This window comes from Arthrobacter sp. 05T47 (assembly GCF_056395825.1).
On the sequence record NZ_JBFTKG010000060.1, the window covers coordinates 1 to 11,980 of the forward strand.

Genomic DNA, 11,980 nt, shown 5'->3' on the forward strand with positions numbered 1-11,980 from the left:
GTGTTCCCCCAAGTCCTGCTCCCATCGCCCGGCGCTACTCGTTTAACCCTGTGTTGCTGAGTTCACGCTCTCTGCCCCGCCGGTCTCTGCCCGGCCAGACTCTGCCCTCCGGAGTTTCTCTTCCAGGAACCGGCGTTCCGCGGCGCTTCCAGCCAGCGCCAGGGCCCGACTGTAGGCGCCGGCGGCTTCGGCAAAGCGCTCCAGGCGCACCAGGAAATCGGCGCTGACGGCGTGGAAGAGGTAGTAGTTCTCCAGTCCCAGGTCCTCCACCGCGGCCAAAGCGGCGGCCGGCCCGTGCAGCTCTGCAAGGGCGACCGCACGGTTGAGCGCCACGACCGGTCCGGGAGCGACGGCCAGGAGCTGGTCATACAGCTGCAGGATCTGCGCCCAGTCGGTGTCCCCCGTGGTTGCGGCGTCGCTGTGGACGGCGTTAATGGCCGCCTGGAGCTGATACGGCCCCGGACGGTTCCTGCGCAGGCACCGGCGCACCAGTTCCTGGCCTTCGGCGGCCAGGGTGCTGTCCCAGCGCGTCCGGTCCTGGGTCGCCAGGAGCACCAGTGCGCCGTCGGGGGCGAACCGGGCCGCGCGCCGGGACTCAATGAGCAGCATCAGTGCCAGCAGACCCGTCGCTTCCGGCTCGTCCGGCATCAGGGACGCCAGCAGCCTGCCAAGCCGGACAGCTTCCGTACAGAGCTCCGTCCGGGCCGGACTGTCCGTGGGCCCCGCGGTGTATCCCGCGTTGAAGATGAGGTACACCACCGCCAGCACCGATTGCAGCCGTTCGGGCAGTTCGGCGCCCTGCGGGACACGGTACGGGATCCTCGCATCCCGGATTTTCGCCTTGGCCCGGACCAGCCGCTGCGCCATGGTTGCCTCCGGCACCAGGAAGGCCCGGGCGATCTCCGGCGTGGTCAATCCACCCAGGAGCCGGAGCGTGAGGGCCACTTGGGCCGACCTGGCCAGCGCCGGATGGCAGCAGGTGAACATCAGCCGCAAAATGTCATCGTCCACGTCCTCCACCCCTGACTGGTCCGCCAGGAATTGCTCCTCCGCGGCCGGCGCGGGTCCGTTCCCGGTCCGCGCCGCCGCGAGCAGGGCCGCCTGGGCCTGTTTATCCTCACGTGAGGCCTCCCGCCGCAGCCGGTCGATCGCCCGATGCCTTGCTGTGGTGATGATCCAGCCGGCCGGGCTGGGCGGGACGCCTGCGGCGGGCCAGCGCTGGACCGCCGCAGCAAAAGCATCCTGGACGGCGTCCTCGGCAATATCGATGTTGCCGAACGTGCGCGTCAGGACGGCTACGGCGCGGCCGTATTCGTGCCGGAACACCCGGGCAATGTCTGCCTCGGTCGCGGCGCTACGTACCTCCCGGTCGCCCACAGCAGCGTCCTTGGCCCGGCAGCTAGTGCTGGAAGGGACGGACTTCAACGGGAAGCGTGGTGGCGCCGGCCAGCTTCCGCCCCCAGCCAAGTGCCGCATCGAGGTCCTCGGCCTCGATGACGGTGAATCCGCCGAGGTGCTCTTTGCCCTCGGTGAAGGGTCCGTCGGTGATAAGGATCTCGTCGCCGCTGGGCCTAAGAACCGTCGCCGACTCCGCCGGGTGGAGTCCCGCGGCGAACACCCAGGCTCCCGCGTCCTGCATTTCCCGGTTCAGGACCGCCAGGTCACGCATGATCGGTTCGAGGATTTCCGGGCTTGGGGCGGGGCCGTCCGGCTGGTAAATGCTGAGCAGGTACTGCGTCATTTCGGTGCCTCCTTGTCGGATCAGCCGGCGGTGTGCCGGCCTCTCAGCATTTACACGATCGAGGACGCTACGGATCGACAACGGTCTCGACAACGCCCTCGACACCGCCGCTGCCCGTGCGGTCTCAGGAAGTCTTGTCCGGCGACAGGAGCCGCGCCGGCGGTTGCTCTGCCACATGCGGGGCGGGATCGAGCGGCCCCTCGAACACCAGCTGGTCCAGGCGGCGGAGGATGAGTCCCTCACGCAGGGCCCACGGGCAGGTCACCATGCTGTCGAACTTGAACATTTCAAGGGCCGCTTCGGCGACGAGGGCACCGGCCAGGACCTGCGGCGCGCGGGCCTCCGATACGCCGGGCAGGTGGAGCCTGTCCCCGATTTCCATGGCCGAGATCCGCTGCGCCCAGAGCCCCAGGTCCAGGGCCAGCAGCTCCCGCTTGACGTACGGCCCGGCGGCGCTGGGGGCGGCACCGGCAATCCTGGCCAGGGACCGGAAAGTTTTGGACGTACCCGCCACAAGGTTGGGCGGGCCCAGCTTCTCGAATTTGCGCACCGCAGGTTTGAGCGTGGAGCGGATGTAGCGGCGCAGCTCCTTGATGCTCTTGGCCGAGGGCAGATTCTCGGGCAGCCAGTCCCGCGTCAGCCGGCTGGCGCCGAGCGGAACGGACAGTGCCAGCTCGGGCAGCTCGTCCTGTCCGAGGGCCATCTCGAAGGAGCCGCCGCCGATATCCAGGTTCAGGATGGACCCGGCGCCCCAGCCGTACCAGCGCCGGACGGCGAAGAACGTCATGGACGCCTCTTCGCTGCCTGTGAGCTCCCGGAGGGTGACGGTGGTTTCATGCTTTACCCGGGCCAGGACATCCGCGCCGTTGGTGGCCTCACGGATGGCCGAGGTACAGAACGCGAGGAGGTCGTCGGCCTTGTGCTTGGCCGCGAATTCCCACGCCTCGAGGACGAACTCGACGAGTTCGTGCTGCCCCTCGTCGTCGATGTTGCCGTCGTCGTCGAGGTACTGCACGAGCGACAGCCGCCGCTTGTGCGAGGCATAGGGGACCGGACGGGCGCCGGGGTGGGCGTCGACCAGCAACAGATGGACAGTGTTGGATCCGATGTCGAGGACGCCTAGACGCATGTTGCCATTATTCCCCCCACGGAAGCAGCTGGCCTACAGCAACGGCGGTATTCGCGAAGAATACCGCCGTTGCGAGGGTTACGTCGGGCCTCGGGCTTAGGCCGGGCCGGTGCCCTGTGCCGGCCGATCCTCGGCAGCGTCAGCGTCAGCGTCTGCGTCAGCGGGCTCGTCCGTCGGCTTGAAGTCGCGGCGGATGTTGGCCACGCCCTCCGGATCGATTTCAAAGCCGTACGCGGCTCCCGGGTTGATCACCATGCCGAGCTCTTCGCCGAGGTTGCCGATGATCGCGGCGCCCTGCGTGCCCAGCACGTTCGGGGCGGCGGCGAGGTACTGCTCGGTGACGCGGCTCGGGTGCGAGAACACGGCCAGGACCGGCTTGCCGGAGGAGTTAGCGAGGACCAGCGGTTCCACCTGGGAGTCCGGGCCCTCCAGGGCGTCGGAGCTGACCACGTAGACCTCGTTGTTCAGGAAGGCGAGGATCACGTCCACCGGGTTGGCGTCCGGCTGCTCCCCCCGGGCAAGCTGCTCTTCGAGTTCGTTCAGCGGCTGGTTGTCCAGGTGTGCGGGCTGTTCAGTCATATTCCTACTCGATCACGTCCGCGGCCGGTCCGCAAACGCGAAATCGCCGGAAACCTGCGAATTCGCCGGTATTTTCCGGCGGGCCCGCACGTTTCCGGCGACTCCAGTGTGGCTGTCCTACTTCTTCGCCGGGGCCTTCCGCGCCGGTGCCTTGCGGGCCGTCGTCGTGCGCTTGACCGGGCCCTTGGCCCGCTTTTCCGCCAGGAGTTCGACGGCGCGTTCCCGGGTCAGCTCCTCGATCGAGGTGCTGCGCGGCACGGTGATGTTGGTGACGCCGTCGGTGATGTACGGGCCGAAGCGGCCTTCCTTCACCACGATGTTCTTCTCCGAGACGGGGTCCGGACCGAATTCGGCCAGCGGCGGCACGGCGGCACGGGCGCCACGCTGTTTGGGCTGCGAGTAGATCTCCAGCGCCTGCTCCAGCGTGATGGTGAAGATCTCCTCTTCGGAGCCGATCGAGCGGGAGTCCGTTCCCTTCTTCAGGTAGGGTCCGAACCGGCCGTTCTGCACCGTGATGGGATTGCCCTCGGCGTCCTGGCCGAGCACCCGGGGCAGGCTCATGAGCTGCAGGGCCTGGTCCAGGGTGATGGTGTCCACGCTCATGGATGCGAACAGGGAACCCGTGCGCGGCTTGGCCTTGACGGGCTTCTTGGCCGGCTTCGGCTTGCCGTTCTTGTAGTACTCAACAGGCTGGTTGGCCAGCTGTTCATCGGTCATCTCCGGGATGACCTCGGTGACGTAGGCGCCGTATCGGCCGTTCTTGGCCACCACTGTGTGCCCGGTGTGCGGGTCCGTGCCCAGGACGCGTTCCTCCGGGGCGGCCGTCTCCATGAGTTCAACGGCCTTGGCGGCGGTGAGTTCGTCCGGGGCCAGGTCCTCGGGGACGTTGGCTCGGGCCGCCTCAACGACTTCGCCGGTCTCCGGATCCACCGTCGCGACGGAGCTTTCCAGGTACGGGCCGAACTTGCCGACCCGGAGCGTGATCCCGTCCGTGATGGGGATGGAGTTGATCTCGCGCGCGTCGATCTCACCGAGGTTGTTCACGATGCTGAGCAGCCCGGGCTCGGAGTCCGCGCCGAAGTAGAAGTGCTTGAGCCAGGCGGGTCCGGCCGCCTGGCCGTTGGCGATCTTGTCCAGGTCGGCTTCCATGTCCGCCGTGAACTCGTAGTCCACGTAGTCGTGGAAGTGCTGCTCGAGGAGCCGGATGACGGAGAACGCGATCCAGCTTGGAACCAGCGCGGAACCCTGCTTCCGGACGTAGCCGCGGTCCTGGATAGTGGAGATGGTGGAGGCATAGGTCGACGGACGGCCGATGCCCTTCTTTTCCAGCTCCGCGGTCAGCGAGGCTTCCGTGAAGCGCGGCGGCGGCGAGGTCTCGTGGCCGACGGCGACGATGTCAGAAGCCTGCAGCGCGTCGCCCTTGGCCACGTTCGGCAGCCGGCGGGCTTCCTCTGAGTCGTCATCGCCGCGGCTTTCGTCCTTGCCCTCTTCGTAGGCGGCCAGGAAGCCGGGGAAGGTGATGACGGTGCCGGACGCGGAGAATTCGGTGTCGCGGCCGGCGGCCGTGCCGCCCACTGTCACGGCGCCCAGGCGGATGGTGGCGGTGGAGCCCTTGGCGTCAGCCATCTGAGAGGCGACCGTGCGCTTCCAGATCAGCTCGTAAAGCCGGAACTCGTCGCCGGAGAGCTGCTTGGCCACCTGGGCGGGCGTGCGGAAGGAGTCRCCGGCGGGRCGGATGGCCTCGTGGGCYTCCTGSGCGTTSGCGGCCTTKCYGSYGTAGACSCGCGGCGACTGSGGRACGTAYTCSGKGCCGTACAGCTCGGAGGCCTGGCGCCGGGCSGCSGTGACGGCCTCGTYGCTCAGYGCSGASGAGTCCGTACGCATATAAGTGATGTAGCCGTTTTCGTAGAGCCGCTGGGCAACCTGCATGGTGCTCTTGGAGGAGAAGCGCAGTTTGCGGCCGGCCTCCTGCTGCAGCGTGGAGGTGGTGAACGGCGCCGCCGGGCGGCGGGTGTACGGCTTGGTGTCGACGGAGCGGACGCTGAAGTCGGCGCTCTGCAGGCCGGCTGCCAGGGCTGTGGCGAGTTCCTCGTTGACGTGGACGACGTTCCGGGAGGTCAGTTCACCGTTGTCGTTGAAGTCGCGGCCGCTGGCCACCTTGGCGCCGTCGACGGCGGCGAGCTTGGCTTTGAAGGATCCCGAGTCTGCCCCGAACTGGCCTGTCAGGTCCCAGTAGCAGGCGGCCTTGAAGGCCATCCGCTCACGTTCGCGGTCCACCACCATGCGGGTCACCACGGACTGCACCCGGCCGGCGGAGAGGCCGCGGGCCACCTTGCGCCAGAGCACCGGAGAGATTTCATAGCCGTAGAGGCGGTCCAGCACGCGGCGGGTTTCCTGSGCGTCCACCAGGTCCTGGTCGACGTCGCGCAGGTTGTCCATGGCGCGGTGGATGGCTTCCTTGGTGATTTCACCGAAGGTCATCCGGTAGACGGGAACCTTGGGCTTGAGCACTTCCAGCAGGTGCCACGCGATGGCCTCGCCCTCGCGGTCCCCATCGGTTGCGAGATAGAGAGCGTCGGCGTCCTTGAGCTGGGCCTTGAGTTCGGCGACCTTTTTCTTCTTGTCCGAGGAGACCACGTAATAGGGCTTGAAGTCGTTTTCAATGTCGACGGCGAACTTGCCCAGCGGGGTCTTCTTCAGTTCCGCGGGGAGCTCCGAGGGCTGGGGAAGGTCGCGGATGTGACCGATGGAGGCCTCAACAATGAAGCCCTCGCCCAGGTACTTGGCGATGGTCTTGCTCTTGGCGGGAGACTCCACGATCACGAGTTTCTTGCCGGTTTTGGCCTTGCTTGGCACGATGCTCCTACAGAAAAAGGYGGCTCGGGCAGATGCGCCCATACCCGCCTAGTTCACCATATTTTGCAGAATCCCGCGCATCCGGCCGGAAATGACGGTCCCGTGAAGGTGGCTTCCGGCCGAAATGCGACTGGGTGTCTGGCAGTCCTGATGGGCGCTCCGGCGGCGGACTTGAGCCGCTCCGCCACCGGTCTCAGGCCGTGCGGCCGGTGGGCTTCACAGAGGACTTCACGGAGGGCTTGGCGGTGGGCGCGGGTTTCGTTGCGGCCGGTCCGCGGTCGTCCGGAATCATTGACCACATCGTGGCCATGCGTTCGGCGCCCTCGGGCACGTGGTCCGGGTCCTCGAGTTCGTAGTCCTTGAGCAGATCGAAGAGCCTCTCGTTCAGCTCACCGCGCTGGGCCGGGGTCAGGTACAGCAGGTTGCTGGCCAGCACCACCGAAGATGGTCCGTCCACAGCTTCGCCGCGCTGTCGCCGCTCGTCCCGGGCCCTCGCRTAGGCGTTGACGCGCCGGCGGTAGGCATCCAGCTCAAGGTCCAGCACGGCGAATTCCGGGCTCGCCACTCCCCCGCCCGAATTGATGGTGAAGTCCGTGCCGGCGGCCTTCCAGCGCCGCTCCCGGGCGTCACCGGCGGTGGCTGCCGGAACCACGATGCCCCACTTCTGCAGGGCYCGCAGGTGGTAGCTCATGGCACTGGGAGTCAGGCCGGTCTGCGCGGCGAGTTCCGTCGCCGTCCGGCTCACYTGGGTGGAATACAGCTCGGAAATGACCTCCAGCCGCGCGGCGTGGGCCAGGGCGCGGATCGCCTTCGGGTCGGTGATTTCCACTTGCTTCTCCGGACGATGCCGGCGCTTGGTGGCCGGCGGGGCCGYGGTCTCCGCCGTCGGSGTTTCTGCATTCACTCCTCCAGTGTATCCAGCCGYGCCAAACTATGAAAGAAATGCTTGACATTAATTCCGGGACAGGACTAGCTTGCTATTTATGAAACAGACACTTCATAAATCAGYRGCCCCCGCGGCMGCGGCTCRGCCGCTCTGGCGCAACCGAGACTTCCTGATCGCCGGCACGGCACGGTTCGTTGCGACGGCGGGCMTGGGCGCCGTCGTCGTCAGCGTCATGCTGCACCTGCAGAACGCGGCCGCCGCCGGCGAAACGCCGGTCGCCGGGCCCTGGCTCGTGGCCGCGTACCTGCTGTGCTCGGCGCTGCCGCTGGTCCTGCTGGCYCCMTGGGCCGGCCGGCTCGCCGACACCATGGACTCCCGGACCCTGGCGACGGCCAGCTCGGCGGTCAGCGCCGCCGCCGTCGCCGGCATGGGGCTGGGCATGCAGTACCTGGAGAATTATCTGCCCGTGCTGTTTGCGATGACTTTCCTGCTCGACGCGGCCCAGGCCGTGGCCGGCCCCACCTGGCAGGCCCTGCTGCCGCGGATCGTTGGCGAGGACCGCACCCCGCGGGCGATGGGGACCATGCAGGCRACSATCATGATTGCGGGCATGGCCGGTCCCGCCGCGGGCGGCCTGCTCAGCGGCTGGGGCGGGACCGGACTGGTGTTCGCCGTGGCCAGCGSCTGCTAYGTGGCCATGGGGYTGGGCGCCCTGCTGATCCGGACCCGCCGCGGCACGGCAGCCGAACGGGCCGGCAAGGCGAAGCCCGCGCTGCTGGACGGACTGCGCGTGATCCGCCGGGACAGCCTGGTCTGGGCCCTGGTCCTGGGGGCGATGTTCTTCATCRTCGTCGGSGAGGCCACCAATGTGCTGGAGGTTTTCCTGGCCCGCGASGAACTTGGCGCCACCGAGACGCAGTACGGGCTCCTGTCCGCAGCRTTCGGCCTCGGCATGGCGGCAGGGGCGGCGATGGCCGGCAGGATCCGGACACCCCGGGTCCGGCTGCGCGTGCTGCTGGCCTCCATGACCGGAGCCTCGGCSTTCCTGGTCCTCACGGGTCTGGTCCCCAACGTGGAACTGCTCTTTGTGGCCTACACGGCGACGGGCGCGGCCTGCGGCGTCCTGAACGCCTGCTTCGGCGCGATCGCGATCCTGCGGATTCCGGAAAGCGGCCGCGGCCAGGCGATGGCGATCGTTGGCGGGATGACGCGCGCCGTCTCCATTGGCGCGCTGGCGCTGGGCGGGCTCCTGGGYGCCCTTGTGCCGGTACGCGCCAGCTTCGTGCTCACCGGGGCCGTCGGCGTCCTGGTRGCCCTCGCCCTCACCGCGTACGTCCTTCCGCGGTTCGGCCGGGAGGACGCCGGGGCGTCCGCCGCCGAGTCAGGCCGGCAGCAGGAAGCCGTCCCGGACCAGGTTCCCGACCTCCYCRAGGAGTCCGGCGCGGAACTCCGCGCTGTCGAACCCCTCGTATCCGCCCAGCAGCGCCTCGAGGGCGCCGATGATCTGCCCGACGGAGAGSTCGCCGTCGCACGCTGARACSARGCCRGCCAGCTCGGTRCTGAGCAGGTTGGTSCGGCGSAGCCCGGCGCCCTGCCGSAGCAGGATGACGCCGGGRTGTTCCGCACCGGGGCGCTGGTGCCGCTCTTCGGTGACGTCCTCCGCGACGAGCAGGTGGGCGGCGTCGAGATCGTGGGCGGCCAGCCAGTCGGCACGCTCGACGGCGGCGCCSAGGTGCGGGCCCACGGGCTGTTCGATCGGGTACGTGATCTCCTCGAAGCGGGAAATCACCYTCCCGGCGCCGTCGGCGGGCCGCCGCAGCCAGATCATGCCGAAGCCGATGCCCGCCACATTGCGGGCGGCGAAGTCATCGAGGTAGGCCGCGTACGAGTCCTGGTAGAGCCGGCGGTCACGGTTTTCCGAGGCGTCCTGCAGCCAGGTCTCGGCATACTGCTCGGGGCCCACCTGCTCGCGCTGGATGAACCAGGCGTCGGCGTCGGGGCYGGCCCAGGTTTGCGGCCGTTCGGCCCAGCCGGAGCCCTCCGTGATCTCCCAGTTGCCCAACAGCTGGGCCGTTCCGCCCGGGGCAAGGACGGAGGGCAGCGCGCGGACCAGCGAGGACACAATCTCGTCCCCCGGCAGGCCGCCGTCGCGGTACGTGAACTGGTCCCTGGCGGACTCGCCGAGGCTGCGGGGCGTGATGACGAACGGCGGGTTAGACACCACCAGCTCGAACTCCTCGCCCGCTACCGGTTCCAGCAGGGACCCGAGCCTGAGGCTGACGCGGGCATTCAGGTTCGCCGGGTCCAGGTGCAGCTCGGCGGCGTTGAGCAGGAGGTTGAATCGGGTGAATGCCAGTGCGCGTTCGGAAATGTCCGTGGCGGTCACGTGCTCCGCGTGGTGCAGCAGGTGGAAGGTCTGGATGCCGCAGCCCGTGCCAAGGTCAAGGGCCCTGGCAACATGGCGGCGGGCGGTGACCTGGACCAGGGTGGTGGAGGCCTGCCCGATCCCGAGGACGTGGTCGTGGCGAAGGACGCCTGCGCGCTGGTGGGCCGCGAGGTCGCTGGCCACCCAGAGGTCCGCCCCGCCCTCGCCGGCGCCGTCCTCGCCCAGGATTGGGTCCCAGCCGTAGGGCCTCAAGTCCACCTTCGCCTGGAACAGGTCCTGGTCGCCGCCTTGGTCCAGGCCCGCCGGTTCCACGTCCGCCGGTTCCACGAGCCCGAGTTCCAGCAACCCCTCCGTGCGGATGCCGGGGAGGGCGGCGTCGAGGGTCTGAGCGCGCTGCGGCTCTGCCAGGAGCCAGAGGCGCACGACGGCGGCGAGCGCCGCCGTCGTCGGCTCCCCGGAGGCGCGCCCGGTGACGATCAGCGCAGGGATGAGCTGGTCCCGGCTAAGCGCCGAGTGCGCAGCCTCGCCGAGCAGTTCCGCAACCCCGTCCACCGAGTAGCCCACGGCACGCAGGTCCGTGGCCAGAGCCTCCAGGAGGCCCGGYAGGTCGCTCCGCGGAGCATCGGGGGTGCCTGCTGTGGGCATTGGGGGCGGGGTTGCGGGAGCCTGCGTTGAACGAGCCTGCGTTGAACGAAACACGGCGGGGCCTTGCGCTGAGGAAGTCACYGGACAAGTTTAGTCCCGGGTTCAGGCCKGAACTTGGTCCGGGGTTCAGGCCGGAACTTGGTCYGGGGTTCAGCCCCGGGCCGTRCTGGTCCGGGCTGGACCGGACCGTGTGCGGGTCCGGCTAGARYTCGGTTTCCGCGTAGATCCTCAGGGCGTCCCGGACGAAGGCCGCGCCGTCGGCACCGCCGTAGTTCGCGGCGAACCGGGGATCAGCCACGTACATCTCACCGAGCCCTGTCACGTACGCCTTGATGTCCGCAAGGGCGGCGTTCCCGCCTGCGGCGGGGGACGCCGGGGTGCCGGGGATGCCCTTGAGCCATTGGACGTGGCGCCGGGCCAGGTCTTGTGCCTGCGCGCTGTCGGCAGGAACGCCCGACGCTGCCGCGGCCGTCCAGTCCGCGCCGAGCTCCCGCGACCGCTCGGTCCAGGCGGCCTTCTGCCCGGCGTCCATGCCGCGCCACCAGGCGTCTGACGTGGCGTAGGCGTCCTTGCCCCACCGCTGCTCGACTTCTTCCCGGTACTGGGTGTGGTCGAAACCGTCGAACATTTCCTCTGCCAYGATCTTTCCYCCTGTTTGCAATGCCTCAATGGTGTKCCGGACCGACGCAACCTGCCGCCCCAGCCTGTCCTGCTCCTGCAGSAGCCATGCCAGATGCCGGTCCAGTGCCCGTTCCGCGTCCGCCTCGTTGGCGAGCACGTCCGCGATCGCCGGCAGCCCAAGYCCCATCTCGCGCAGGAGCAGGATSCGCTGCAGGCGGACCAGCGACTCCTGGCCGTAATACCGGTAGCCGTTGTTCCCGGTGCGGCTCGGCCTGAGCAGGCCAATGTCGTCGTAGTGACGCARAGTCCGGCCGGTGGTCCCGGCTAATTTCGCGATCTGCTGAACGGACCAGTCCATGCCTCYRCCTTTCTTATGCCTCGGGCCGTGTCTTCTGCCTCGGGCCGCGTGTTCCTGTTGTTCTGCTGTYCTGCTGTCCTGCTGTTCAGCTGTTCAGCTGTCCTGCTGTCCYGCTGTTCAGCTATGGTTTCTGCTGCGCCTGWTCTCCCGGTGCYGACCGGCCGCTGCCGGCCCGTCCCTTCGACTCTAAACTTTGACGCWGCGTCAAAGTCAAGGGTCCGCGGGAGATGGCGCAAGGGAAGGCCGCGCGGCCGGACGGGGGCGTGCAAGACGGTAAGTTGGAGGCATGATTTTCCCTTCTTTCCGCGCCCCGGCCACCCTCCTGGTCCGGCGGACGCTCACGGCTGCGACCGCCGTCGGCGTCGTGCTTGCCGCAGCGGCCTGCGCCCCAGCCGGTTCTGTTGAGAACGCCGATATCCCCGCGTGGAAGGCCACTGCGCTGCCCTCGGCCCCCGGGACGGTGCTGGAGGATGCCGGCAAGATCCTGAACCGGGACCCGATCGTCCGGTCCGCCGCCGTGCCCGCCGGCACGTACACGCTGACCATGACGTGCGAGGGCGGCGGAAAAGCCTTTTTCGCCGTCAGTCTGGACGGCAGCCAGTTGGCCGAGGCAGGTGCCGCCTGCAACGGCAGCCGTGAAACTGCCCGCATCAAAGTACCGGCCGCGGGCGCGGTACGGCTCAGCACATCCAGTGTGGATGCCCCTCTGATTTACGCCTACCACCTGGTGCCGTCGGAGTAAGACCCGCCCGCAGCGCCTGCTTCACCGGCGTCCGGAC

9 protein-coding genes and 1 pseudogene are annotated in these 11,980 nt (G+C 68.5%); 2 read left to right on the plus strand and 8 right to left on the minus strand.

Features of this window, described 5'->3' with window-relative positions; all coding sequences use genetic code 11:
• Positions 1 to 42: 42 nt before the first annotated feature.
• The 6 genes from AC1DEY_RS21890 to AC1DEY_RS21915 all read right to left on the minus strand — a co-directional run bounded on the left by AC1DEY_RS21890 (position 43) and on the right by AC1DEY_RS21915 (position 7,209).
• Positions 43 to 1,377 (minus strand): RNA polymerase sigma factor, encoded by a 1,335-nt coding sequence (locus AC1DEY_RS21890; RefSeq protein ID WP_476869823.1) that lies wholly within the window; start codon positions 1,375 to 1,377, stop codon positions 43 to 45.
• Between the two features lie 22 nt (positions 1,378 to 1,399).
• Positions 1,400 to 1,741 (minus strand): YciI family protein, encoded by a 342-nt coding sequence (locus AC1DEY_RS21895; RefSeq protein ID WP_476869824.1) that lies wholly within the window; start codon positions 1,739 to 1,741, stop codon positions 1,400 to 1,402.
• A gap of 124 nt (positions 1,742 to 1,865) precedes the next feature.
• Positions 1,866 to 2,870, minus strand: coding sequence for a Ppx/GppA phosphatase family protein (locus AC1DEY_RS21900; RefSeq protein ID WP_476869825.1), 1,005 nt, complete (start codon positions 2,868 to 2,870; stop codon positions 1,866 to 1,868).
• A gap of 96 nt (positions 2,871 to 2,966) precedes the next feature.
• A complete protein-coding gene (locus AC1DEY_RS21905) occupies positions 2,967 to 3,449 on the minus strand; it encodes an SseB family protein (protein ID WP_476869826.1) in 483 nt (160 codons plus the stop codon).
• A 117-nt stretch (positions 3,450 to 3,566) separates the two neighbouring features.
• Positions 3,567 to 6,305: a type I DNA topoisomerase gene (topA, locus tag AC1DEY_RS21910; RefSeq protein ID WP_476869827.1), complete on the minus strand. Its 2,739-nt coding sequence runs from the start codon at positions 6,303 to 6,305 to the stop codon at positions 3,567 to 3,569.
• A gap of 193 nt (positions 6,306 to 6,498) precedes the next feature.
• Positions 6,499 to 7,209 (minus strand): ArsR/SmtB family transcription factor, encoded by a 711-nt coding sequence (locus tag AC1DEY_RS21915; RefSeq protein ID WP_476869828.1) that lies wholly within the window; start codon positions 7,207 to 7,209, stop codon positions 6,499 to 6,501.
• A gap of 214 nt (positions 7,210 to 7,423) precedes the next feature.
• Here AC1DEY_RS21915 and AC1DEY_RS21920 point away from each other — a divergent pair.
• Positions 7,424 to 8,551: pseudogene (locus tag AC1DEY_RS21920) on the plus strand (MFS transporter); the annotation flags it as partial.
• 21 nt (positions 8,552 to 8,572) lie between these two features.
• On the opposite strand, the gene AC1DEY_RS21925 reads toward AC1DEY_RS21920, so the two are convergent.
• Both AC1DEY_RS21925 and AC1DEY_RS21930 read right to left on the minus strand, forming a co-directional pair.
• A complete protein-coding gene (locus AC1DEY_RS21925) occupies positions 8,573 to 10,222 on the minus strand; it encodes a DUF7059 domain-containing protein (protein ID WP_476869829.1) in 1,650 nt (549 codons plus the stop codon).
• 202 nt (positions 10,223 to 10,424) lie between these two features.
• Positions 10,425 to 11,201, minus strand: coding sequence for a MerR family transcriptional regulator (locus tag AC1DEY_RS21930; protein WP_476869830.1), 777 nt, complete (start codon positions 11,199 to 11,201; stop codon positions 10,425 to 10,427).
• Positions 11,202 to 11,487: 286 nt separating this feature from the next.
• On the opposite strand from AC1DEY_RS21930, the gene AC1DEY_RS21935 reads away from it, so the two are divergent.
• Positions 11,488 to 11,943, plus strand: coding sequence for a hypothetical protein (locus AC1DEY_RS21935; RefSeq protein WP_476869831.1), 456 nt, complete (start codon positions 11,488 to 11,490; stop codon positions 11,941 to 11,943).
• The last annotated feature ends 37 nt before the right edge of the window (positions 11,944 to 11,980 follow it).